24 protein-coding genes are annotated in these 25,705 nt (G+C 36.0%); 11 read left to right on the forward strand and 13 right to left on the reverse strand.

What is annotated here, in order from left to right:
* Positions 1–433, reverse strand: a 433-nt coding sequence (locus tag QNI15_RS37895; RefSeq protein ID WP_314037299.1) for a carboxypeptidase-like regulatory domain-containing protein, incomplete at its 3' end; no start/stop codon positions are given.
* Positions 434–1,059: 626 nt separating this feature from the next.
* Here QNI15_RS37895 and QNI15_RS37900 point away from each other — a divergent pair.
* A complete protein-coding gene (locus QNI15_RS37900) occupies positions 1,060–1,818 on the forward strand; it encodes a DeoR/GlpR family DNA-binding transcription regulator (RefSeq protein WP_313993087.1) in 759 nt (252 codons plus the stop codon).
* A 43-nt stretch (positions 1,819–1,861) separates the two neighbouring features.
* Here QNI15_RS37900 and QNI15_RS37905 read toward each other — a convergent pair whose 3' ends face one another.
* Positions 1,862–2,872 carry a methyltransferase gene (locus tag QNI15_RS37905; RefSeq protein WP_313993084.1) on the reverse strand — a complete coding sequence of 337 codons (1,011 nt, stop codon included), beginning with the start codon at positions 2,870–2,872 and terminating at the stop codon, positions 1,862–1,864.
* A 599-nt stretch (positions 2,873–3,471) separates the two neighbouring features.
* Here QNI15_RS37905 and QNI15_RS37910 point away from each other — a divergent pair.
* From QNI15_RS37910 to QNI15_RS37920, 3 genes are all read left to right on the forward strand, one after another.
* On the forward strand, positions 3,472–3,888 hold the full coding sequence (locus tag QNI15_RS37910) for a hypothetical protein (RefSeq protein WP_313993081.1): 417 nt from the start codon (positions 3,472–3,474) through the stop codon (positions 3,886–3,888).
* 36 nt (positions 3,889–3,924) lie between these two features.
* Positions 3,925–5,088: a monodechloroaminopyrrolnitrin synthase PrnB family protein gene (locus tag QNI15_RS37915; protein WP_313993078.1), complete on the forward strand. Its 1,164-nt coding sequence runs from the start codon at positions 3,925–3,927 to the stop codon at positions 5,086–5,088.
* A gap of 282 nt (positions 5,089–5,370) precedes the next feature.
* Positions 5,371–6,093, forward strand: a complete 723-nt coding sequence (locus QNI15_RS37920) for a DUF4197 domain-containing protein (protein ID WP_313993075.1) — start codon at positions 5,371–5,373, stop codon at positions 6,091–6,093.
* A gap of 78 nt (positions 6,094–6,171) precedes the next feature.
* Here QNI15_RS37920 and QNI15_RS37925 read toward each other — a convergent pair whose 3' ends face one another.
* The 5 genes from QNI15_RS37925 to QNI15_RS37945 all read right to left on the reverse strand — a co-directional run bounded on the left by QNI15_RS37925 (position 6,172) and on the right by QNI15_RS37945 (position 14,314).
* Positions 6,172–8,511, reverse strand: a complete 2,340-nt coding sequence (locus QNI15_RS37925) for a hypothetical protein (protein WP_314037301.1) — start codon at positions 8,509–8,511, stop codon at positions 6,172–6,174.
* Between the two features lie 109 nt (positions 8,512–8,620).
* Positions 8,621–9,730, reverse strand: coding sequence for a DUF4249 domain-containing protein (locus tag QNI15_RS37930; protein WP_314037303.1), 1,110 nt, complete (start codon positions 9,728–9,730; stop codon positions 8,621–8,623).
* Positions 9,731–9,775: 45 nt separating this feature from the next.
* Positions 9,776–12,544: a TonB-dependent receptor gene (locus QNI15_RS37935; RefSeq protein WP_314037305.1), complete on the reverse strand. Its 2,769-nt coding sequence runs from the start codon at positions 12,542–12,544 to the stop codon at positions 9,776–9,778.
* Positions 12,541–13,257, reverse strand: a complete 717-nt coding sequence (locus QNI15_RS37940) for a hypothetical protein (protein WP_314037307.1) — start codon at positions 13,255–13,257, stop codon at positions 12,541–12,543. Before QNI15_RS37940 ends, QNI15_RS37935 begins: the two co-directional genes overlap by 4 nt.
* Before the next feature lie 307 nt (positions 13,258–13,564).
* Positions 13,565–14,314 carry a DeoR/GlpR family DNA-binding transcription regulator gene (locus QNI15_RS37945; RefSeq protein WP_314037309.1) on the reverse strand — a complete coding sequence of 250 codons (750 nt, stop codon included), beginning with the start codon at positions 14,312–14,314 and terminating at the stop codon, positions 13,565–13,567.
* 118 nt (positions 14,315–14,432) lie between these two features.
* On the opposite strand from QNI15_RS37945, the gene QNI15_RS37950 reads away from it, so the two are divergent.
* Together QNI15_RS37950 and QNI15_RS37955 are read left to right on the forward strand one after the other, a co-directional pair.
* On the forward strand, positions 14,433–14,825 hold the full coding sequence (locus QNI15_RS37950) for a VOC family protein (protein WP_314037311.1): 393 nt from the start codon (positions 14,433–14,435) through the stop codon (positions 14,823–14,825).
* 51 nt (positions 14,826–14,876) lie between these two features.
* Positions 14,877–16,037: an MFS transporter gene (locus QNI15_RS37955; RefSeq protein WP_314037313.1), complete on the forward strand. Its 1,161-nt coding sequence runs from the start codon at positions 14,877–14,879 to the stop codon at positions 16,035–16,037.
* A gap of 74 nt (positions 16,038–16,111) precedes the next feature.
* Here the strand turns inward: QNI15_RS37955 and QNI15_RS37960 are convergent, their stop codons facing one another.
* The 3 genes from QNI15_RS37960 to QNI15_RS37970 form a co-directional block, all read right to left on the reverse strand.
* Positions 16,112–17,002, reverse strand: coding sequence for a DMT family transporter (locus QNI15_RS37960; protein WP_313993056.1), 891 nt, complete (start codon positions 17,000–17,002; stop codon positions 16,112–16,114).
* A 164-nt stretch (positions 17,003–17,166) separates the two neighbouring features.
* Positions 17,167–17,676 carry an anti-sigma factor family protein gene (locus QNI15_RS37965; protein WP_314037315.1) on the reverse strand — a complete coding sequence of 170 codons (510 nt, stop codon included), beginning with the start codon at positions 17,674–17,676 and terminating at the stop codon, positions 17,167–17,169.
* Positions 17,676–18,242 (reverse strand): RNA polymerase sigma factor, encoded by a 567-nt coding sequence (locus tag QNI15_RS37970; RefSeq protein WP_313993052.1) that lies wholly within the window; start codon positions 18,240–18,242, stop codon positions 17,676–17,678. The genes QNI15_RS37965 and QNI15_RS37970 overlap by 1 nt, the downstream gene beginning before the upstream one ends.
* 248 nt (positions 18,243–18,490) lie before the next feature.
* Here QNI15_RS37970 and QNI15_RS37975 point away from each other — a divergent pair, with 248 nt between their 5' ends.
* Complete coding sequence (locus QNI15_RS37975) at positions 18,491–18,877, forward strand: DUF6249 domain-containing protein (RefSeq protein ID WP_313980728.1); 387 nt, start codon at positions 18,491–18,493, stop codon at positions 18,875–18,877.
* Between the two features lie 64 nt (positions 18,878–18,941).
* Here QNI15_RS37975 and hemA read toward each other — a convergent pair whose 3' ends face one another.
* Complete coding sequence (hemA, locus tag QNI15_RS37980) at positions 18,942–20,216, reverse strand: glutamyl-tRNA reductase (protein WP_314037317.1); 1,275 nt, start codon at positions 20,214–20,216, stop codon at positions 18,942–18,944.
* Positions 20,217–20,549: 333 nt separating this feature from the next.
* Here hemA and QNI15_RS37985 point away from each other — a divergent pair, with 333 nt between their 5' ends.
* Together QNI15_RS37985 and QNI15_RS37990 are read left to right on the forward strand one after the other, a co-directional pair.
* A complete protein-coding gene (locus QNI15_RS37985; protein ID WP_314037319.1) occupies positions 20,550–21,764 on the forward strand; it encodes a sensor histidine kinase in 1,215 nt (404 codons plus the stop codon).
* An 80-nt stretch (positions 21,765–21,844) separates the two neighbouring features.
* On the forward strand, positions 21,845–22,360 hold the full coding sequence (locus QNI15_RS37990; protein ID WP_314037321.1) for a TlpA family protein disulfide reductase: 516 nt from the start codon (positions 21,845–21,847) through the stop codon (positions 22,358–22,360).
* A gap of 48 nt (positions 22,361–22,408) precedes the next feature.
* On the opposite strand, the gene QNI15_RS37995 is transcribed toward QNI15_RS37990, so the two are convergent.
* Positions 22,409–22,780 carry a DUF2141 domain-containing protein gene (locus tag QNI15_RS37995; RefSeq protein WP_314037323.1) on the reverse strand — a complete coding sequence of 124 codons (372 nt, stop codon included), beginning with the start codon at positions 22,778–22,780 and terminating at the stop codon, positions 22,409–22,411.
* A 231-nt stretch (positions 22,781–23,011) separates the two neighbouring features.
* On the opposite strand from QNI15_RS37995, the gene atpD reads away from it, so the two are divergent.
* Positions 23,012–24,574, forward strand: coding sequence for a F0F1 ATP synthase subunit beta (gene atpD, locus QNI15_RS38000; protein WP_313980717.1), 1,563 nt, complete (start codon positions 23,012–23,014; stop codon positions 24,572–24,574).
* A gap of 86 nt (positions 24,575–24,660) precedes the next feature.
* Positions 24,661–24,909 (forward strand): ATP synthase F1 subunit epsilon, encoded by a 249-nt coding sequence (gene atpC / locus QNI15_RS38005; RefSeq protein WP_313993043.1) that lies wholly within the window; start codon positions 24,661–24,663, stop codon positions 24,907–24,909.
* 69 nt (positions 24,910–24,978) lie between these two features.
* Here atpC and QNI15_RS38010 read toward each other — a convergent pair whose 3' ends face one another.
* On the reverse strand, positions 24,979–25,557 hold the full coding sequence (locus tag QNI15_RS38010; RefSeq protein ID WP_314037325.1) for a TlpA family protein disulfide reductase: 579 nt from the start codon (positions 25,555–25,557) through the stop codon (positions 24,979–24,981).
* Positions 25,558–25,705: the final 148 nt, after the last annotated feature.

Raw genomic sequence — 25,705 nt, forward strand, 5'->3', positions numbered from 1 at the left:
TATTTTCTCTGGCTTGAGTAAACTCACTTCCTTTAGCTTCTGATACAGAATAAACCAGTGCTTTTTTGTCTTTTTCAATACCCAATGCTGTCACTACTACTTCACCCAAAGACTGAATATCTGGAGCCAAAGAAATACTTACTGTTGTTCTTCCCCCTATTGCAACCTCTTCAGTAACATATCCAATAAATGAAAATACCAGTGTTGCATTTGGATCATTTACTTTAATACTATAATGTCCATTGGTATCTGTAGTAGTACCATTGGTTGTACCTTTAACAGAAACAGTTACTCCAGGCAATGCTGTGTTATCCGTTACATTCGTTACATCACCTGTAATGGTTTGTTGTGCAAACACAGGTAATGTCAATAAAAAGAAGATGGTCAGAAGCCACATCCAACGAATCGGCTTTCTGTGTAGACTTTTAGTCATAGGCACTAAATAGGGATAGTTAAGGGTTTCCAAATATAATATTGCAAAAAAAGCAATATTATTCTGCAATTTTTGCAACAATATCGGATTAATAAATTATAAAACAAATTTTATCCCTATTTTTTTACTATATATCCAGATCTTGTTTTCAAAATAGACGTTTTAATAAAATTTTATATATGCAATTTTTAAAATCACCAATTAATACAAACACAATAATATCTAAAAAATGAAAAGAGGAATATATCTATATTTAAAAAATATAGCAAAAAGACACAAAATTCAGCTATCATGCTTAAAAGAGAGAGATATGTCTTTATTTAGAAGGTCCTTACGATTACTATCTAGTGCACAAAAAATTCAAACTATTTTATATTCAGTCCATTAAAATGCAACAAACAAGTAAATATTCTTAATAATCCGAAAAAATATTGCAAAATTTGCAAATAAATCAGCCAAAAATGATTGCATATATTTCTTTCTCTACATATATTGGATAGTTAACAGATTGTATACTTTCGTTTACTATATTAACAAGTTCTTAGAACTGCCTTTTTAGAAAGGCCTACTAACAACATATTCCCTTCATTATCAAACACTTAACCCTGTAAGCTTACTTACCATTCATGTCAGTCATTTTTCTCAAAGGAGAGCGTAAAGATCAGATTATACAGCAAGTGAACATTCATACCCGAATGTCGTTGTCAGAACTATCCCAAGTGTTGAATGTTTCAGAAGACACAATTCGGCGAGATATCAATGATCTGGCAGAAGAGGGTAAACTCATAAAGATTCGTGGAGGAGCCATGTCCAAAGCCTACCATCACACATCTCAATTACAGGAAACCTATGCACATAACAGCAAAAAAATCATAGCCGAAAAAATGCTACCATTGATAGAAGATGGTATGCTGGTCCTTATTGGCGGAGGAACTACTATTCGGGAACTGGTCAAGATCATTCCCTCTGACTTGAAAGCAACTTTCGTCACGCTAAATCCTTTGACAGCTGTTGAGCTTTTAGACAAACCTAATTTGGAAATCATTCTAATTGGTGGTCAGATATCCCGCTACAGCCAAATGAGTGTTGGAGGAGAAGTGTATCAACGCCTTTCCGAATTACATGTAGATTTATGCATTATGGGAACCAATGCTATTGACGCCCGAGAAGGACTAACAGATTCTGACTGGGAGACTATTCAGGCAAAAAAAGCAATGATAAAAGCTGCTGATAAAATAGCAGTACTGGCAATTTCAGAAAAAATGAATAGTGTTATGCGAATGAAAATTGCAGACCTTTCTGAAATCGATTATTTCATCACCGAATTACCTCCAGACTCACCTTTACTCATCCCATACAGTTCTAGCGGAATTCAGATAGTATAATACTATAATACAAAAGCCAACCTGACGGTTGGCTTTTGTATTTTTATTTATAAGCAATGGCAGCGCTTGTTGGACCTGCCAGCGGAAAAATCTCTATCTTTGTAAAACCTGCATCTCTAGCCCACACCTCAAAGTCTGACATGGTATAGTTAAATCCACCATCTGACTCAATCAGCATATTCAGTGACATCAGCAATGCAAAAGTATTGTGACGTCGTTCTTCATCAATAATAAGTTCAATAATGCATAATGCACCACCTATAGGTAGAGCCTCATACGATTTTTTAATCAATAACTTTTTCTTTTCCAGATCAAAGCTATGCAAAATATTACCCATCGTAATCATATCTGCTTTGGGTAGCTCATCAGTGAAGAAGTTACCACTTTGGATTGTAACTTGTCCTTCGAGGTTAAAATTCTGTACTGTTTCCTTAGCCAGAAACTCAACAGCAGGCATATCATAACTAATGCAATGCATGTGTGGATGTTTTCCTGCAACTAATGCAGACAATGTGGCTCCAGATCCACCTAAATCCAATAAACTATTGTAACTGGAAAAGTCGAATTTGTCTACAAAAGCGCTGAAACCGCCCAATTGAATACTTGTCATTGCTTCTGTAAACTCTCGTACTGAATGCTGATAGATAGCAGTAAATGATTCAAGTCCGGTTTGCTTAATCTCATTCTGAGGCAAGCCTGTTGTTAAGCCTTCCTCCAAATCTGCCCAGAATCTATACTCCCTATCATTGGCCATCTCAAAAAAACCACCAATATAGGCAGGACGATTTTTGTCCAGAAAAAAACCAGTCTCTGGTGTATTCTTATACATAGCGGAAGCTCCTACACCTTCCCTTTCTAAAAAACCTAAAGAATACAAGGCATCCAGAAAATCTAATGCAGCATGTCCTTTGATCCCTGTAGATTCTTTGATCTTATCTACAGAATATGTATGATCACCCAAATGTGTAAATAATTCTAGTTTAATAGCAGCTAGTAAAGTTTTTGAGGCCCAGAAACCTAGCCCAACCTGCATGATTTTTGATGGATCCATCATTCGTAATACTCCTAAAATTTAAGGTTTATAAAAAAAACTATTAATTAGTTATATCCAATCAACTTCTATGCAACCCGAAACAACTTGCTATATAGCAGGTATAAAAATCATATTATCCTTGAGAGGTTGTCTAAACAATTTTATAAAAACAGCTTTTGTGTTGCGACTTGACCTAATTTCCGGTTAATATTTGCTGGCTATGTTGCGATTGGTCTATAGGTAACGATCTTGGCTCACTACAAAATCTGATCTTTCGTTCCTATAAAATTAATTTGATCAACTCCTAACTCCTACAAAAAAACACCTTTTATTACACATAAAATATCAATCTGGTATTTCACATAAAAACACAAAATAATTACGCCATTAAACGTTCAGCTGTAATAGCCATCATTGAATGTATTATAGATAAAACCCTCTTAACTAATATTTTAGCTTATTTATCCCATTATTCCACAGAAAATTACTCTTCGAAAAAAACATTCACAATTTCCAGACGATAGAACCAACATCAATTAACAAAAAAATATATATTTTTACTAAAAACGTTAATTACACATATTTCACTCCTTTACATTTATATAAACAAAACAAGAGTCATGGATTTTAAAACAAAACAAACTCAGTCAATTCTCAATGAGAAGTATATTAAGTTGACCTATGATCCGGCAGATAAAGTAATCATTGCCAAATGGATGGGTTTCTTAAAGTTTGAGGACTTGAAAAGAGGATGTGAAGTGATGAATGAAAAAGTAAAACAGGAAGGCTTGACCCGACACATTAGTGATCAGTCTGAACTAAAAGTATTGGCAAAAGAACTTCAGGAGTATATAGGTGGAGTATGGTTTGATGAAGTTGAAAAACTGGGATTACGAAAAATAGCTATTTTAGTTGCAGAAGATGTATTTGCTCAGGCAACTGTAAATAAGGTAAATACACAGGCTCAATTTCGCCAGTTACAGATACAGACATTTGGCTCTTTAGAAAAATGTTATCAATGGCTAACTGAAAAATAATAGATATAAAACCATATCAATCCCAAACCTTCATTTATGCATTCTGCGCCTTTTTCGGTTGAGGTTTCAGTCACATCTTTGGCTCAGGAAAATGAGTATATCTCAAATCTCGATCCTTTAAAAGCAGATCAACTCATCCAAAAAGTTCCTTTCCTTAATCTAAAAAAGGATACTATTGAACTTGTATTATTGCTGGTAGATATCATGCCATCAATGCATGAGATTCATACGTTTGATAAATATCAGGCAAGTGCAGCCATTCGGGATATAGGTTTTTTACTGGGTTCTTTAAAAAGACATCAGGTAGAACCAGTCAATATTATACCTGAATTAGAAGACAAAATGAACCTTCTGGGTGATAAGTCAGGTTTGCCTCCCCGTGATACTCTACTGCATTACACAGTATGGAATCCAACAGATTCGCGCAGACGGACCTATACTGGTACGCAGGATGAACTTTATTTGATTGATAGTGTAGTGGTAGCGATGGCTCCATTGGTAAAATGCATTATTCTCTTACGAAAACTGCATTTAACCCCGTTGAACTCTCCAGAATTCAAAGCAATATGTCAGGAGATCTTTACCCTATTTGAAAAAGTTATTGAAGGAATCGTGATGGCCAGACGCAAAGTGTCTCCCTCCTATTTTGCAAATGAACTTCGGTTTTATTTTGATCCCATTACATTAAACAATCGTGAATATCTAGGTCCGGGAGCTGTTGAAATGCCGATGTTTGTATTTGATCATCTGCTTTGGAGTAGTGACTGTCAGGATGAGGAATATCGCATTTTTAAAGAGACATATTTGCCTTATATCCATCCGGAAATGCGAAAAGTATATCATGAATTTGAGGATAAATCCAGTCTGGTAAGCAAAGTATGTCGTTTGGCTGATGGCCAGATAGAATTCAACAACATGATCCTGGACTCACTAAAAAGCCTTAGTTCCTGTTGTCGGTTGCTAAAAAGTTTTCGTATGCCCCACAAAAAAATTGCAGAAGAAGCTTATGCACATACAAAGAAACCAGAGCTACTATCTGATAAGAATGAACACATTCAACGCAATCATGGTAGTGGAGGCTATTCTACAGATATACTTACTCATATTCTGAACTTAACGAATCAAAAAATAGAAATGCTGGATCTATGTATTTCCAACTTCCAGGCACCTGACTCTGGTAGAGATATGTCCAGAAACTAAGCAAATCCATCTTTGCATAATAAATCAGCCAGTAAGCTTTGGCTAATTCTGATGGCTTTCTTTTACTACTCATTTTTTCCTCTGTCTATACTTACAAGCTTTAAAATCAGACATATTTCTTACATTTTATGTCCAGAAAAGGTCTGTAATTTCTACTAAAAAAAATATTTTGATCGTTTTAAAAGAGATATCTTCATTTCAGGATAGCATAAACTACTTATCCTCGAAAGTATACTCTTGATCTTAATGCGTTTTCACTGATATTTCAATTTAATACTCACCATGCAAAGAAAGATTGCAATCACATTACTGACTACTCTGACTTTCACAGGTGCATTTGCACAGTTGAGTCTGGATAAACTGAAAGAAAAAGTTACATCTGTCACCAGTAGCACAACTTCGTTATCTGAGAGTGATATAGCAAAAGGGCTTAAAGAAGCGTTGTCGGTAGGTACCAAAAACGCATCCAGTCAATTGAATAAAGCAGATGGCTTTTATAAAAATCCAATTGTAAAAATCCCATTTCCTGAAGATGTGCAAAAGGTATCTACCAAACTCAGAGAAATTGGTTTAGGAAAAAAAGTTGATCAATTTGAATTAACATTAAACCGGGCGGCTGAAGGAGCTGCAAAAGAAGCTGCTCCCATCTTTCTGAATGCAATCACGTCAATAACAATTACAGATGCTAAGAACATTCTAACAGGAAGCAATGATGCAGCAACCAGCTATTTAAAGACCAAAACATCTGATAAGCTGGCAAGTGCGTTCTCACCCCATATAAAGAAAGCATTGGATTCTACTACAGCTACACGTCTGTGGACTGAAATTACCACTACATATAATAAACTACCAATGGTAAAGAAAGTAAATACAGATCTGACCAAATACACAACTGATAAAGCGCTCAAAGGTATGTTTACTATAGTTGCCGATGAAGAATTAAAAATTCGTAAAGATCCGGCAGCACGTGTTTCTGATATTCTGAAGAAAGTTTTTGGGAGTTAACGAATCCATCTCAATAAAAAAGGCTTTCAGAATAATACTGAAAGCCTTTTTTATATTCTGATGTCAAAACTGCTATTCTTATAATGCACCTTTGACATCAAAAGTTGTATAAGTATATCCTGTTTTCCCATCTGAAGTAATACCTTGAATCACTACCAAATATTTCCCTTGCTGATCGGATGAGTAAATATCAAGTTTTTTCTTTCCATCAGATTCTGTATGTACCTCAGGATTCCAATATAAAAGGTTACGAAAATCTGGCAACCGACTTGCTCTAGTTGCTGGTGTATCATATTTTGGACAGTAAAATTCTCTTTTATTCTGCATACCCTCATATGCTTGTACTAAGGCATGAGGATCTAACTCAAATCCAGCCAGATCTCCTTTGTAGGTTGAATAACTAACAAGCCCCTTAAACATAAGGTGTCCAAGAAAATAACGTCCATCTATTACTTCTAGCTTTTTAATCTTCAATGGATCAAATCCCATAATTTTATCTGTATCAAATACAGGAATTCCATCCAGTAATATCAAAGGGTCTTCATCAAAAGGAGCCGTATTTCGTATTCTGTCAAATACATAAAAATGGAATTTACCTTTGTGTTTTCGTACCATCACACCAGGTACATATTCCCGCATCACCTCTTCAACAGTGGGAAAGCGAGTATACGCGTCCAGAAAGTATTTTTCATGAGGCTTACCATAAAATCCTAAACTATCCATTATGGGAAAGGAGACAGACTTTCTGGGAAAAAATACGCTATTAGTTTGCATATTGATGCTATGCGTCAATAATTGATTTTGCCAGTTCTTATCAAGAGTCAGAAAGGACAAAGAATGAGAAGAAATTTTTTCAGAAAATGGACTATTTATCTCAAACCGATAGGTACTGTCCTTACGGGTATCTGTTTGTACAACTATATCCTTAGCTCCTGAGAAATTTTTCACTTCAAAACGAATACGCCCCATAGAATCACTTTTGGCAACGAACAACTGTACATACCGATCTGGAGCAGATAAAAATACATTCATATTTTTAGCAGGTAAACCAGTATTTGTATGAAGGACTTTGCCTGTAATAAAATGTCCTCCATATTCAGGAACAAAGGTATAATCCTGTTCTGGGGCTTTCCAGACTTCATCCCATTTAAAACGACTCCATCCATGTGTCAACATTAAATTGTCCATAGCCTGGTCTACTTCTAACCCTTCATTTTCAAAATAATATTGGGGAGACTCTATTATTCCCTTTAAATCAGAAGCCAGCCATGTATAACTAGTAATATCATTATGATCAGCGGTTTGAAGTGAGTCTAACAAATACACTGATAAGGAAAGATCGGCTTTCAAATCTGATTGGGTAGAGATGGTTAGGTCAATCTTCTCTCTGATATTGTACTGTTTTTTATCAAGGCTTGCCTCAATAGCCAGTTTTTGCGTTGGCCGCTTGAAATAGATACGCTCTGCTACAGGTCTTTTTTCTTCATCAAAAATAGTTATGTGTGAAATCCCATCTCCCAAAGTTGCTTTGTCAACATAAAAAGTTGCCTTCCCAGATGTGAGTAATTGAGAATCCACATATTTTGTAATCTGGCGAGTGTGTATAAGAATATAGAGTTTTTGTAACGATACACCTGCAGTTGAAACCAAAACTTGAAGTTGTTTATCTCCAGACTCTGATACACGTAATACATATCCATTAGGTTTAGCAACAGGAAAAGGATACGATTGAACTACTCCCATCTGGTCTTTTATTATCCCACGATAGGTATTGCCGGGTATTGGTGTAAAAACAAAATTTCCTATACCAAACTTTAATGGAGAGAAACGCACTATGGTATCATTCTTCTGATTTACAACAGCCCCCAGGCACTCAATGCCCTTTCCTTCCGCATTATTTACTTTAAAAGCAACTTTACTTTCCACATTTTCTACCAATGCTCCCCCCTCTGGAAAAAACTGTACATCATAACCTGTATCCTTCTTATCTTTTGGGGGAACAGGCAAATAGCCAAATGGATTAATAATAGTTAATTGCTTTTCGAAATAATAATCTGCACTGAAATTCTTCATCCAGTTGGTATAAGCTCTCAAGACATAATAACCTGAATTCAACGATGCAGGCAATACAACTGTTCCATTGCCTTTGGCATCAGCAAGGGAAAGCTTTGTTTGTACAACTGCGTTATTCTCTCTATCAAGTAACTCTATATATGCCACTTTGCTCAAATCCAAAGGTTGATGTGAAGCACCATCTATTGCATACACTTTAAACCAGATCGTTTCTCCTACCAGATAAAACGGACGATCTATATGAACAAATAATTTTTCTTGTAAAGTCTGCGAACTATATTGTGTGAACTGAGTTTGAATAACTTTCTCTGTTTGCCCTACTCCCAGTGCTGGAATAAAAGTCAAAACAACATACAGAAGCTTTTTGAATCTTGTAAATGGCGTCATTTGTATTTATTTAACAAACAAGTGGCTATCTTAAAAATATTTGTATCAAAACAAGTAGGTTGTTTTCTTATCTCCAGAAATCAGGTTTGACATTAGTGCCACCCTGTAGACGGCAATCACCACATGATGGCGGAATAGTAATATATTGGACATCAGGGTAACCATAATCTGACATAATCAAATCCCCTGATGCAATTGCATCAGCTTTAGGCAAAGTGTCAACAGGCAGGCAAGTAGGATAAAATCCCAGATAAGGTGTAATGAAGATTCTTTTCTGCGCCATAGAGGTAGCACTAAAAAAACCAAAAACCAAATCATCACTGTCTGTTATCGAATGAATATTGCCTGTAACTAATGAGGGTTGAGGATCAAAAAGTCCTCCCGTAGCTTCTGTTGTCTTTGCCAAATCAGTCCAATAATCAAATGCATCCTGTGTGAGAGCAAACTGTTTCACTAGTATGCTATATTTAATTAATAACTTATTTGTAGAAGCATTCACAAAAGTAACTGGTAAGTCCTGAATCACATCCTGACTCAATTTGACAGACGTTCCTATTAAAATAGAAGTACTTGCCATAGTTTTCCAACAGTTATGAATATCATCTGTACGGAATACAATATCCTCACCTTGCACCTCCAAAGAAGAAATCAAAGCACTTTGGTATTGCCATGTTTCTTCAAATTTCCATCGGTAGAATTTTGTCTGATTTGTATTATCATGAGTATTTACATAAACCTGAACACCACTTTTATCTCCAGCCACTTTGTAAGCGACACTATCAATGGGAGGTGTCTTTTTATAAGGAACGTAATCTGATTGATATTCCTTTCCTGAGGAAGTTTTTATACTTAATCGAAAATTCTCTGATTCATTAAATATCTGTTGTGGCAATACATAGGCACCGCCACTTCCTTCTGTAAACACAAAGCGACTTCCTTTATCTCCTTCTACCACAACTTCTGCATTTTGTTCATACGTCCAAGCCGATTCATCTGTAAGATTTTGTGTCCAGCTTAGTCTGATGATGCTGCTGCCTTCTCCTATATTCAAATAGCCATCCACAACCAGAAAAGTTTTGTTTGAGGTTACCTCTGGTGGAGCAAATGTTTCTATACATCCACCCAAAATCACTATTCCACTAATAAAAAAAACAATTTTAATAAATATGGATTTCATGAATTTATCAATAAAGAATACAATTGATTGTCTGAAGCTTATTGCTTAAAACCTGAAGTTATAGGTAACTGTTGGAATAGGTCTGCCAAAAATAGAAAGTTGATACCCATTTACTGATCCACCTTTTGTTATGAAGTACACAGAATATGGATTTTTTCGTCCCAGTACATTATAAACTGCCAATGTCCACGAGCTATGTGCCAGTTTTTTAACTTTATGATTTCCTTCTATATTCATAGAAAAGTCTACTCTATAATAATCAGGAATACGGTATTTATTCCGTTCTGCATAAAATACTCTCTCAGTTCCTTCCAGAATATATTTACCAATTGGAGGTGTATAAGGTCTGCCGGTACTATAAGTAAAATTCAAAGAAGTACTAAACCGATGACTAAATTTATAATTACCAATTAAAGTAAAGTCATGTGGCTTGTCATAATTACTTGGGTAATAGTTGCCATCATTTGGTGCATCAGATGAACTTCTGTCTTCTGCACGTAATAAGGAACGGGAATAGGTATAACTTACCCATCCATTCAACTTACCAGACATCTTTTTTACCATCACCTCTACACCATATGCTTTACCACGGGTATTAATGACCGCTGTTTCTATATGATGATTTAGTATTAGAGAATCACCATTTTTGTAGTCCAGGAAATTACGAATATCCTTATAATACCCTTCTACAGATACCTCAATAGTACTTCCTCTCAGGTTTTTATATAATCCTAGTGAATACTGACTGCCTAATTGGGGTTTCAAATAAGAATCACTCAGCTTCCAGATATCTGTTGGAGATACTACTGTGGTATTGGTAATTAAGTGAATATACTGTCGTAACGTATTGTAACTCGCTTTCAAAGACATATCAGCAGAAAGCATATAACGAGCTGACAATCGGTACTCCGGACCTCCATACGTCTTGATAATTTTTCCAGCCTCATATGTTTTTGTACCAGTCATATAACCTGTCTCAATTGGATAGCCCGCAGCATAGGTATTAACTGTTTTAGGTCCTAAGTAGTTAAAAACAGAAAAACGAATTCCTGCCGTAATCAACAAACGAGGACTAACTTCAAACTTATCACCAATGTGTATAGCACTTTCTTGTGCTTGTTCATTAGGCATAATATCCGGAATTACCAATGATCCCTCACCATAAGGAATATAAGAACCAGGACTTAATTTATATCGGATTGTACTGGCTCCAAATTCCAGTGTATGTTTATCCGTAAGAAGATAAGTAAAATCTGCTTTTAGATTCGCCTGATAAATTGCAAAATTGAGGTCAAAAGCAGTAGTTGGGGTTTGCTCTCCACGGATGGCATACTGATACTGACTATAGGCACCACTAAACACACCAAATAGTTTGGTATTAAATGTATGTTTCCATTTTAAAGAGCCTAATATATTACGATACGTGTATAAGGTGTCACCAAATAGCCGAAAACGATCATTACTCAAATAGGCAGTTAGATATACACTATTTTTTTCATTAATCTCATGACTAATGTGAGCATTGATGTCATAAAAAGAAGCAGAACTTTTGTTAAAGTTTGGATTTTCCAACGCTTTTAATACCCAATTAGAATAAGTTGACCGCCCTCCAAGAAGAAAGGAGGATTTATCTTTTACAATTGGTCCTTCCACTGCTAGTCTACTTGTGATCAACCCTAACCCTCCCGACCCAACAAACTTCTTTTTGTTTCCATCCCGACCAGTAATATCCAACACAGAAGAAAGCCTTCCACCAAACTTAGAGGGAATATTACTTTTATAAAGCTCGACATCTTTAATCACATCTGGGTTAAATGCGGAGAAAAAACCGAATAAATGAGCAGGGTTGTAAACAGTAGCATCATCAAAAAGAATCAGGTTTTGGGAAGTTGAGCCACCTCGTACGTTTAATCCAGTACTACTCTCTCCCACTGATTTTACACCTGGAAGTGTAAGCACTACTCTTAGTAAATCGGTCTCACCAAAAGCAGTAGGGATCTGTTTCATAGTTTTGATAGAAAGTTTTTCCAGACCCATTTGTGTACCGGTAACATTCACATCACGGTCTGCCTGTACTTTCACTTCTTTCAAAGCCACTACGCTTTCCAGCATTTCAATATCCAGTTTTCCATCAGAATAAACCATCACCTGGCGTCTGGTATCACGCATGCCAATATTCTTAATACGAAGCAGATGTTTTCCTTTAGGAACTGTAATACTATAATGTCCTAAGGCATCTGTAACAACTCCAATTTGTGGTGATTCCAGATATACTGCGGCGCCGATGATTTGTTCGCCGGTTTTAGCATTACGGACGTAGCCTGATATAGTGGCATTGCCCTCTTTTAGTTTATAAGTTTTTATTCCTATTTCGTACAATTTATTTTCACTTGCAGATAAGAGTCTTTCTTCCCTTTCCTCATCTGGAATATCATAAGCTGTTACATCTGTTTGCTCATTTGGAGTAGAATCAAATAATCCAGCAGGGAGTCGTGTAATGATCAATCGATCCTGGGCAATGTATATACGTTTTTGAGCGTCAATCGAAAACTTGAACTCAGTATCACTGAAAACTTGTTCCAGTACTTTTTGAATAGGCAAATTCGTTACCTGAAGAGTAACTTTAAAGCTATCAAGCTGTACTGCATCATAATAAAAATAATAAGGGCTCTGGGATTCTATTTCCTTAACAAATTGACTGAAAGGGGTATTGGTAAAATTACCATTAATTCCATTATCTGTTTTTGACTGCGCATTAACAGAATGTACAAAAAGGAAAAAAAAGAACAAAAGATAAGTAGACGTTTTCTTCATGGAGTGGTTAGTTGATCGTAATGGGCAGTAACCTTGACAATGGCATTTTCACGATCCTTTTTGAATCGAAGTTGATTCTCCCGAATATATTTGCGCAAGGCTTTTTTCTGATCTTGGAAAAGTTTCAATACAGACCCCTTACTACTCACATTGTGATATATTCCATCTTTATAAATGTAAAAGAAATTCTTGGCAGGGAACTCAACCACTATCTTCATTTGCTCAATTACCTCATCTCGTTCTTTTATCCGGCGTGCCAATACTTTTAATCGTTTCTCATATAATATGTCATAGAAGCCTGTGCGTAACCCAGTGTTAGCTTTTTCCAAACGAATGAAGTGATGGTTTAAAACAGTAAAGTAGCGTACTTTTTCTTTTTGAAGTTGCAATTGATCATATCGATTCAGATGTTCAATGGCAACTTCATCTTTTACTATATCATACATAATCAGGACATTAGGATAGAACTGCCCATCATAATAGACAGATCCTTCTTCCATTTCGTCTGATTTAAAAAACTGATGTTCTGTAGAACGGGCATCATATATATAATACTCAGGCCCGTTATATAAATGCTGCGATTCTTCTGTAGATTTCCGGTAAAATTCCACGGCAGAAATAATAGCCTTCTTAGCAGAACTATCTGCATTTTGTGCATAAAGAGGAATACCAAACAGGTACAATATACCTATACTGGCAGCAAAATATTTCATTCAGGTAGTAGTGTTTGAATAATTTAATCCTTTTGGATTACTATTGTTTCAGTATTTTATACGAAGAGCTACTGTTAAAGAGTGGAGTTTATAAATGCAAGGTAAATAATATCCTTATATGTTCAATATGAATCACAAAAAAGTAAAAAAATAAATATACCATTTACCCAAATCAATAGATAAATAGTTTCATTCAATCGACAGCTTCCTATTTAATAGCACTAAGTTTTATGCAATTTATTCAAATTAAATTGTGTAAAACAACTTTATCACAGACTAGAAGGCAAAACTTTGTTTATGAATTAATCTATAAAATCTGAATATCCATTTTTTCATATGGTTGTAGTGATGCTTTCTCAATTCTATCGTCTGTGATTAAGATATCAAGACTTTCAGTTGTACATACAAGAAAATTTTCTGCAGTGTTCATTTTGTCATATGTTGTGGTAGCTATTATCTTTTGAGAAACTTCAACCATTTTACGTTTTACCTGGCTTTCCTCACGGCTTTGAGAAGTTACTCCAATTTCTGGATGAATACTACATACTCCTATTAAACACCAGTCAGCTCGAATCATTGCTAAACTCTCAACAGTCTCTATTCCAACTGCAGCCTGAGCTTGTTTAAAAATCTTTCCACCTAGCATTATAGTTTCCACTTCAGGGTGTGTTACCAGTTCATGTGCAATCAGCAAACTATTGGTAAATATGGTAGCTTTTAATGTTGATGGCAATAACTTTGCGACCAGTAGGTTTGTGCTGCCATTATCTAGGATAATTACCTGATCATCAGAAAATAAACCAATAGCCTTTTCTGCTATAATTTGTTTCTCTGTTTCAGAAACATGAAGTCTTTCATTCATATTATATGGCAACTCAGGCTTTGGGATAGCGCCACCATGCACTTTCTTTATAAGCCCGATGTCTGCAAGTTCCTGCAAATCTCGTCTGATAGTATCATCAGAGACCTGTAACTCCTTTTGTAACTCTAGCGAAATAACTTTACGATTTTCCAGGAGTTTTTTTAAGATATATTGATGTCTTTCTTCTTTGAGCATATATGCAGATTTTGAAAATATTTTTTGGTATTACGATTGTTTTTATGCAATATTATGCGGTATTTTATAATTTTAAAATAACACAAGAAAAATAACTGCAAAAATCCGCAAAAAAACAATGGCATTTATCGAACATATTGCAATATGGGTAACAGATCTAGAAAAGATGAAAAATTTCTATTCTACCTATTTCGGAACTTCATCAGGAGAAAAATATCATAACCATACTAAAGATTTCCAATCATACTTTCTTTCTTTTAAGCAAGGCAGCCGACTGGAATTAATGCAAATGCCTTCTATTCCAGACAATCTAAATAATATTTTCAAACAATATAAAGGATTGATTCATTTTGCTATTTCAGTGGGCAGCAAGGAAGAGGTCGATAAGTACACAGAATTATTACGAAAAGATGGCTATCCAATAGTTGGAGAACCACGGTATACAGGGGATGGCTACTATGAGAGTATAGTTCTTGATCCCGAAAATAATAGAATTGAGATTACTAACTGATTATCCGTAAAAGCTATTTACCTTTGTGTATCTGTTCTAAGTCAGCTTTATATGAATATAACAGCAACTCCCTCCCGACTGTTTTCACTTCCTTTGATTCGAACATCTATCTCAATATACTTTTTCGTTTTAGGAAGTATGTTTGCAACCTGGGCATCACGTTTACCAGCTATTAAAGTCCAACTACATCTTTCTGATGGTGAATTGGGAACGGTTTTGTTGGGGATGCCTATCGGATCTATATTGGTGATGCCTCTGGCAGGTTGGCTTACTTCTCGATTTGGAAGCCGATCAGTGGTAGTAGCAGCCAGTGTTATCTATAGTTGTGTCATACCTTGTCTAGCATTGATTCCGGAGGCATGGATGTTAGCAGTAGCTTTATTATTTGCAGGTGCAAGTGGAGATCTGATAAATATTGCAGCAAATGACCAAGCTATACACTTGGAAAGACTGTATTCAAAGTCTATTATGTCCTCTTTTCATGCATTATTTAGTGTAGGAGGAATGGTGGGTGCAGGCTTGGGTGGCTTAATGCGTCAGTGGAATATAGATCTATTTACACACTTTTGTATTGTAGGCAGTTTCACGATTCTTATCTCAATTATTTTCTCTCGTTTTTTATTAACAACACATACTAACTATGATCCAACAACCCCAGTGTTTGTCAGACCAGATAATACAATAATTGGTTTAGGCATTATTGGTCTTTGTGTGATGCTGGGCGAAGGAGCTATGGCTGACTGGTCATCTATTTATTTAACGAATCTACTGCCAGCTAATTCAGGTTGGAGTACTGCTGGATATACAGCATTCTCTTTTGCTATGGCACTAGGTCGTTTTGGAGGGGATTGGTTTACCAATCGCCAGGGTATCCAGAAAACACTAATTGTCAGTGGAGTTCTCTCTGGATTTGGTCTATTGCTAGCTATTTTGGTTCAACAACCTACAGTTGTAATTATTGGATTTGCTTGTGCAGGTTTGGGGTTTGCTACTGTAGTACCACTGGTATATAGTGCAGCCGGTCAGTCTAAAACGATGAATGCAGGAATGGCAATTGCAGCAGTTTCTACAGTAAGCTACTTTGGTTTTTTGTTCGGCCCTCCACTAATAGGCTGGATTTCAGAGGCCATAGGTTTACGATGGGCTCTTCTTCTGGTTGTGTTTCTAAGTTTTATGATCTCAGTGTTAGCAAAAAAAAATACCAGAGAATAATTTCAAGGTTCAGCAACTGCTAATAATTTTTACTTTGGCGAACCAGCAAATCCATATGGTCAAATGATGGGAGATTATTTGACCATATCCTGAGTATTCTTTCGATTCGTAAGTGACACACCTGCCAATACAAGGAAGCCTCCTCCTATCATATATACATCTACTGATTCATTCAATATAAATACAGCCAACAATACAGCAAAAACAGGAACCAGGTTTCCAAAAACAGCAGCCTGCGATGGACCAATAGACCGTACTCCTTCATAAAACCATATATACCCTAATGCAGTACTGAAAATTGCCATAAATAGAATAGCTGCCCATAATTGCCAGCTCAGTTGTGTAAAAGAATGTAATGCGCCTTCTGAAATTCCCAGAATACCTAATGTAAATAAGCCAATACAAGAAGAATAAGCAGCAACAACCAAAGGAGACAGATCCACCAGAGCTAATTTGCCTACTAAAGTATAAATTGCCCAGGTAATTACACAACCAAAAATTAATACATCCCCCAAAGTAATTCCACCATTCAACAGAGAAACCAATTCTCCATGTGAAATAACAATCATTGCTCCTACAATAGAAATTAGAATACCAACCCAACGTAACGGGGTAATTTTCTCTTTAAAGAAAATAGCACTTAATGAGGCAGTCACAGCAGGTGTAATAGCTACAATTAAAGAAGCACGACTGGCTGGTATATATCGCAACCCATTAAAAAAGAAGATATTATATAAGAAGACGCCACTCAGCCCTAAAACCAAAACCAACAACCATTGCCTCCAGGTAAGTTTAGGAAATCTCTTTTCAAACTGATATAAAATTGTCATCAGACAAATGGATGCAATCAAAAAACGATTGGTTGCTGCAGTATAAGGTCCTACCTCACCATTCACAAGTATTTTTCCGGCAATAAATCCCCCTGCCCAAAACAATGAAACAAGTACAAGTTTTAAATATGTCATTTATGATTTTGTATGGATTAAAAACTTCAGATGACGCATACCTTTTCTTTTGCACTCAAAGAAACTGCAAAACATTAACATTCAAAAGTTTTCATCAGTTCTTCCAATAAAAACGGACTGTTTTAGAACAGTCCGTTTTTATTGGAAGAACTACTATGCTATCTTCATGCAACCACCCTATGTTTAAAAAAAGGCGCTAAAACCCGTTGATTAAATAACCAAAGCAGAAGCACTGCATTGACAACCAATAAACTTTCCCAAAGAATACCTGTTCCTATAACATTTCTTACCATATGCGTAGTTGTAACCACAGGAACTGTATTTGCTGAGGATGTAGAGAATACTGAAAGCAAAATCATACTCACAATTACCAGAAAACTCATAAAACTCAGAAAGACAAATGGCGTTAATCGTACTCGTTTCTTCACATCTGGTACTGCCAAACGTATCTCATCCCATTGATCCAAAACACGTTCTGTAAATACAACAGATGGTTGTAACAATGGCATTGAAGCCAATTGTTCATTTATCGAAATAAATGTCTGGTATCGTGCCTGACAATCTTCACACACAGACAGATGATCAAAATATTGTTGTTTTTCATCCTCAGTCACAAATGCATCAGCCAGATCCATTAACTGATCATCCGTCAGATGTTGTATGTTCTTTTTCATCATAATAAACTTTTTGCTTCCCGTTTTAATAAATTATCCAATTCCAAAGCCAGGCGTTGACGAGCTCTGTGCAATCTTACTTTTGCATTGCTGGCTGTCATTCCTGTAATTTCAGCGATTTCTTCCAAAGATTGTTCTTTCAGATAGAAAAGGGTAATTATTCCAGCATCTTCCGAAGACAGGTGTGCCAAAGCCTTTTCAATATAATATTGTTGTTCTCTGCGTTTTGTAAAGTCGTTATCTGTTTGTTCTGCAGCTAATGTATGAACTGTTTCAATGTCTTCAATCTGATCTTTTTGTTTGCGCTTAAGCATTAGCGCTGCATTGAAAATAATACGATAAAACCATGTAGTAAATTTTGATTCCTTATTAAAAGATTCCAGATTTCTGAATGCTTGAATAAACGCATCTTGTGCAGCTTCTTCGGCATTCTCACGATTTCGCAAAATTCGATATGCAATAGTAAATGCATACTCCTTGTGCCGTTCTAACAGGTCACGACATGCAGTCTGATCACCTAACAGGATCTTGTCAATTAAGGTTATATCGTCCGATTTGCTTTTCACATCTGATTGGATGCACACATAAGCTGAAAGGTTACATTATTTGATTGAAAAAATCAAATAATATATTTAACACTCATTTTCAAAAAAATATCATTAGTAAATATAGCTTCATTTTTAGGTTGATGTTTTTTTATTCTTCAGAGAAAAATGAGAAAATTTTCGCTTTCTCTGTAACCTGTCAGAATGTTGTTGCATCCTATGTCCAGAAAACAGGAAAACATTCATTCATCTAAACACAATTTACAACTATGGGTCCCGATGTAGCCGTCTTTATGGTTCCAATTGTCAGTGTTATTGGCATTATAACAATGATTATTTTTATTCGCTACTACATGAATGTAGAACGAATGGCCTTGATTCAAAAAGGAATTGATCCTTTTACTAATAAACCCAAAGGTCAGTTAAATCCTTCTGTTACACTTAGGATCGCCTTATTGTTGATAGGAACCGGAGTAGGAATTTTGCTAGGCAATTTTCTGGATGAAATCACACCACTTGTATCTGAAGCAGCCTATTTCTCTATGATTCTGATTTTTGGAGGGGCAGGCTTACTAACATCATATGTATTTGAGCTTCGAATGGCAAAGAGAGAAGAAGCTGAAGCCAAAAAAGAAATCAAATACGAAAACATATAAGTTTTTCTATAAAAGCAAAAGGTCAACTAGTAGAGTTGACCTTTTGCTTTTATACGAGTTATCCCTATTTATATAATTCTCTTTCTGATTGAGCTTCCAAGTTAAACAAATCGTTTAATACATCTATCAGTGTTTCAGCTTCTCCACGTTTACAAGCAGCTTTTAACTGCAATACCGGAAGTTTGATAATCTTTTGCATTATACCTTTGGTAATCTGTTCGATTCTTTCTGTTTCTGCCGGTGTTAATCCTTTCAGATGACGAGCTAACTCTTCTTGACGGATCTGTTCCAATGCATTTTTCAGTTTATTGATGGTTGGGGAAACAGCCATCTCTCTTGACCAATCTGAAAAATCTTTTAACGCCTCTGTAATAATTTCCTGTACATGTGCTATTGCTACAATCCTTTTTTGTAATGCTTCATTCGCACGACTTTGAATTTCATCTATATTATAGAGAACAACTCCCGGTATTTCTTCTATGGTTGATTCAATACTACGGGGAACTGCCAGGTCAACAAAAAATTTATAGGAAAGAATATCCCAGGACTTAATCATTGCCTGAGTAATAAAAGGGTCTTGCTTTGCTACAGAACTAATAATCACATCATATTGACGCATCTTTTCTTCAACCTGAGAAAAAGGCAGAACTTTGAAATTCAATTCAGTAGCCAATTCATCAGCCTTGATATGTGTACGATTACACAAAGTAACTTCAAAGTGCTTATTTTCAGCCAGGTTTTTGCATACATCTGTTCCAATCTCTCCTAACCCCACAACCAACACTTTGGGTTGAATCAATGCAGTTGTCAAATCTTCAAGCAATTCAACTGTTGCATAGGATACAGAAGCTGCTCCATCACGAAATGCAGTTTCCTGTACTACCCGTTTGTTTGCAAAGAAAATGGCATGCATCAAACGATGTACAAAAGGACCTGCCATATTAACATCAGCAGCCCATTGGTAAGCATGTTTGGCCTGACTTGTAATTTGTAGATCACCTACCACCTGAGAGTGAATTCCCAAAGAAACTTCAAATAGACGACGAACAGCTACCTGATGATCAGTAAAAGATTGAAAGTAGTGCTTATACAGATTAGTATCAAGTCCTTTCTGAATTCCGATAAGCTTTATAATATCCTCGCTTCGGTCTTCAGCTGATGTGTAATATATTTCTGTACGGTTACAGGTAGATAAAACCAGCATTTCGGAGATATCTAACACCTCACGAGCTTGCAAAAGTAGGTTTTTGCATCCTTGTTCTTCAAGCGCTACTCGTTCTCTAACATCAATAGGGGCCGTGTGATGTGAAATACTGATGGCTTTAAATTGTTGGTGCATGGCAGAGGTACTAATTCTAAATATTCTTGTGCAAAATTACTATGAAAATGTCCAATGTGAAAACGATTCATCAGGAGAAACTATGATCTTTATCACTCTTTAGTATAATTTAGAATTATTATAAATAGCTCTCACTTACTAGAGACTTACTTTTTATAGTAGAATCCGCATAATTAATACAATAAACTACTAGGTTCATTCGCTTCTGTAGAAAATCCTGTTTGATACATTGGATGTGCTAAAAATAGTATATTGTCGTCGGCAAATATATATATCTATATACCAATTGTGTGACAAAAGGGTTCAATTGCCATAAATTCACGCTAAAGCGATATGAAACAAAACTTTCTGATTAATCTCTCTAACGACAAGTCTCAAACTAAAATCCTTGCTATTCTAATTGCACTGCTGATTGGAAGCGCTTCTGTATTTTATACCAATTATATTGTAAAAAAACTTGCAGAACACGAACGTCAGGAAATAGAATTGTATGCAAAAGCACTAGAAATTATCACCAGCACAGATAGTGACAACGATGAAGGAGTAGCTATCAACTTTATTACAGAACAAATTATCAAGAAGAATGATATGATCCCTGCCATCATAACAGATGCTCATGATAACCCTGTTTCAACAGCTAGTGCTTCATCCATTAATATAGACTTCCCATCTAAAGCTACAGAAGAAGAGAAAAAAGAAATTATGTATGAAGAACTTGAAGTCATGAAATCCCAGCATCCTCCTATTGAGATTAATCTGGCAGGACTTCAGCAACGAATCTTTTATCGTAATTCAGATGTCTTGTTTCAACTACAGTACTACCCGTATGTCCAGCTTAGTGTAATTGGTGTATTTGTCTGGCTTACCTATCTTGCTTTCAGTTCATCTCGCAGAGCAGAACAAAACCGGGTATGGGTTGGCTTGGCAAAAGAAACAGCTCATCAGTTAGGTACACCCATTTCCTCACTTATGGCATGGATTGAATATTTTAAATCAGATCCACAATTCAGTCATAATGAAGCCATCCCAGAACTTGAAAAAGATGTTCATAAACTGGAGATGATTACAGCACGCTTTTCAAATATTGGTTCAGTTCCAACCCTAACAGAAGAAAATCTCCATGAGATACTAAATAATATAATCAATTATCTGCAAAGCAGAATCTCCAGTAAAGTCAAACTACATTTGGATGCTGATTCACCGAATCCAGCTCCCGCAAAAATAAATCGCCATTTATTTGAATGGGTGATTGAAAACCTTTGTAAAAATGCAGTTGACTCTATGAGTGGAGGAAGTGGAGAGATTATGATTACTTTACGAAATCAAACCAATAAATGGATTATTGATGTATCAGATACAGGAAAAGGAATCTCTAAGGCAAATCTGAAAAAAGTATTTGATCCTGGGTTTAGTACTAAGAAAAGAGGATGGGGACTGGGACTTACACTGGCAAAACGAATCATCGAAAATTACCATCAGGGTAAGATCTTTGTAAAATCATCCGAACCGAATAAAGGAACAACTTTTAGAATAGTATTAAACAGCTAGTTTATTTATATCTACATCAGATCTATCTATTCTAGAGACAGAAATCTAAAAATGATATCTTTGAGAAACTTATAACCTATATGCAGCAAATCATCCGTTTTCTACCTCTACTATTTATCTTATTTTGTTTTAATGCCTGTACATCAATACAAGAAAAGAAGGAAAATACCTCAACACAACAAGCATCACCTGAAACTAAACCCCAATTACCGAACTTTCAGGTAAAGGACATGGAAGGAAAGCTGATATCCATATCACAACTTCCACAAAATAGGCCTACCATTGTATTTTTCTTTCATCCTGATTGTGAACATTGTCAGGCTGAGGCCACAGAACTTCAAAAGTATACAGATAGATTTGCCAACACAAACTTCCTGATGATTACTTGGGATGAAATCCCTAAAATACAGGGCTTTATGCAAAAGTATAAATTAAAAGCGCCAATTACTGCCTATAAAATTGATAACAATACATTATTTCAGACTTATGGAGTCCTTCGTTTACCTGCTGTATATATTTACAATAGCCAAAACGACTTGATACAACAATTTAATGGTGAAGCAAAAATTGATGCGATACTAAATTATATTAAATAGAAGAAGATAATATCTATAATCCGATAGGATTGAATATATTCATCCTTCCTAAAAATATTTCATCTTTATTTTTAGGGATGTTGACTGCTGATGCTTAAAATGAGCATCTTTATAGGATGGTGGTCCTAACACAGCTTTTGCATCATTAGAAGCACCATATCCTTCTTTAGGGATTCCAAATGCTCCGGTATCCATTTTACCATTGTCATTTTCATCATGCATTACAGATATAGCATAATCTCCATCAGGCATATTGTCTAAAACAATTTCTACTTTATCTCCAGTAATTTTACTTTTAATAAGCTTTACCGCTTTTGCAGGATTATTAGGAAAGCCATCTTCAGACTTAAAAACGGATAATAAAACGTGCCCCTGAGTGTTTCTTAAGTTAACGACAGTAATATGTATTGAAGATTCCATAGACAAATGGTTAATCAATATAAGTGGTATAATAAAAAGGATCTTAAAAAAATACATGCCAGATTCAATAATTTAACTTACAAACAAAAAAATACAGCTTTTAGCTATATACAGAATAAAAAAATGCGCCACAAGGCAAGCAAAGCGCTAAAAGGTTTGTTAATACAAGAAATATGCAGTAGCTTTGCGCCCTGAAATTACATCATACTTTTCGCAATAAAAAAACACAAAATGGCAAACGAAACGCTAACGCAAGAGGTACCCATAGCCGCCTCCGGTTCGACAAAAAAAGTTAATATAGGTAAAATAACACAGGTAATCGGTCCGGTTGTAGACGTAAGCTTTGAAGCAGAAGGCAGTCGCTTACCTAATATTCTGGATGCTTTGGAAGTAACCAAAGCTAACGGAACCAAAGTAATTCTGGAGTGTCAGCAGCATTTGGGTGAAGATCGTGTACGTACTATCGCAATGGAAAGTACAGATGGTCTGCAACGTGGATTGGATGTGATCGATTTAGGAACACCTATCGAAATGCCAACCGGAGAAGGAATCAAAGGTCGCTTGTTTAACGTAGTAGGAGAAGCTATTGACGGTATTCCTCAACCAAAATCAGATGGCGGATTGTCCATTCACCGTCCAGCTCCTAAGTTTGAAGATCTGTCTACTTCTACAGAAGTTCTTTATACAGGTATCAAAGTTATCGATCTGATTGAACCTTACGCAAAAGGTGGTAAAATTGGTTTATTTGGTGGTGCAGGTGTTGGTAAAACGGTATTGATCCAGGAATTGATTAACAATATTGCAAAAGCATATGCAGGTCTTTCCGTTTTTGCGGGTGTGGGAGAACGTACACGTGAAGGAAATGACTTACTTCGTGAGATGATTGAAGCAGGTATCATTAAATATGGTGATGCATTTAAACATTCTATGGAAGAAGGTGGTTGGGATCTTTCCAAAGTAGATCAGCAGGAACTTGAAAAAAGTCAGGCGACCTTCATCTTTGGCCAGATGAATGAACCTCCAGGGGCTCGTGCTCGTGTAGCTCTTTCTGGTCTGACAGTTGCGGAACACTTCCGTGATGGAGATGGAACAGGAAAAGGTCGTGATATTCTATTCTTTATTGATAACATTTTCCGTTTCACTCAGGCTGGATCTGAAGTATCTGCTCTTCTGGGACGTATGCCATCAGCGGTAGGTTATCAACCCACACTGGCAACTGAGATGGGTGCTATGCAGGAACGTATTACGTCAACCAAACGTGGTTCTATTACCTCTGTACAAGCAGTATATGTACCTGCAGATGACTTGACTGACCCTGCTCCTGCCACTACATTTGCTCACTTGGATGCGACTACCGTATTGTCTCGTCAGATTGCAGCATTGGGTATTTATCCTGCAGTAGATCCACTGGATTCAACTTCACGGATTCTTACACCTGAAATTGTAGGTGAAAAACATTACCGTACAGCTCAACGTGTGAAGGAAATTCTGCAACGTTACAAAGAATTGCAGGATATTATCGCTATTCTGGGTATGGACGAATTATCTGAAGAAGATAAACAAACTGTATCTCGTGCACGTCGTGTACAACGTTTCTTGTCTCAGCCTTTCCACGTAGCAGAGCAATTTACAGGTATGAAAGGTGAGTTGGTAAGCATAGAAGATACTATCAAAGGGTTTAACATGATTATGGATGGTGAATTGGATCATCTACCAGAATCAGCGTTTAACCTGGTAGGTACAATTGAGCAAGCGATTGCAAAAGGTGAAAAAATGCTGGCAGAAGCCAAGTAAACTATAGATTGTGCAGTTTGTTAGCATTTTCTGAAAAGGAAATAAAAACAACTGCACATTTTCACATATAAACCTGCTCATTCGATATGCAAATAGATATAATTACCCCTGATCATACTGTATTTTCAGGAGATGTTGTTTCAGCAACCTTTCCAGGAACCAAAGGATCTTTTCAGGTATTGAACAACCACGCACCTCTGATTAGTACACTGGAACGTGGACATATTAAAATCAGAACAAATCAGGATGAAAAAAGCTGGGAAGTTGATGGTGGTGTTGTTGAAGTACTAAACAATAAAATTACAGTTTTGGCAGAAGCTATACTTGACAAATAGTTTAGACAACCTATAAAAAGAGGCTTGGAGATATCTTCAAGCCTCTTTTTATAGGTTGACTATTCAGTACTATTCTGCGGTTTTGGCAATCTCAATTTGTCCGGCAAGTTCTTCGACAACTTGCTCATTTGTCTTATTCATATCAAAGCCTATATTTTTGAATCTGATTATTCCTTTCCCATCTATTACGAATTTAGTTGGTATACCTGGAATCTGATACGTTTTGTATACTTTATTTTGAACTCCATCAGCACCTTTCTCATCCAGCAATACATAAAAATCATAATGATTATCAGATAAAAACTGACTTATCAATGATTGGTAGTTTGGAGATTTTTCACGTGTATCAATGAAAAGGAAAACTACATTTTTATCATTTTGATACTTATTCATTGTCATTTGCATTGCAGGGAATGAATTTCGGCATGGAACACACCATGTAGCCCAAAAATCCAGTACAACCACTTTTCCTTTATAATCTATCAGAGAAACAACCTTTCCACTCATATCTTTTAGGGAAAACTGAGGTGCAGGTACATTCATAACAGAATCCAGCGGTCCTAAGCTTGTGAATTTTACAGATGCTTGAATTTGTTTTAACGAAGTAAGCATCAAAATTGTAACAATAGTCAAAAACAGTTTCTTCATTGAAAGACTTAGATAAATGATTACTCTACCCGAGGAAATTTATAAAAGATTGATGATAAGCAAATTGAATCCGTATCCATCTGATAAAAGATTGAATGCATTCACTAAAGAAATCAATAAAATCCAACGTTAATCGCTTAAGTCCTAT

This window comes from Xanthocytophaga flava (genome assembly GCF_030068545.1).
In the GTDB taxonomy this organism is placed as follows: Bacteria; Bacteroidota; Bacteroidia; order Cytophagales; family 172606-1; genus Xanthocytophaga; species Xanthocytophaga flava.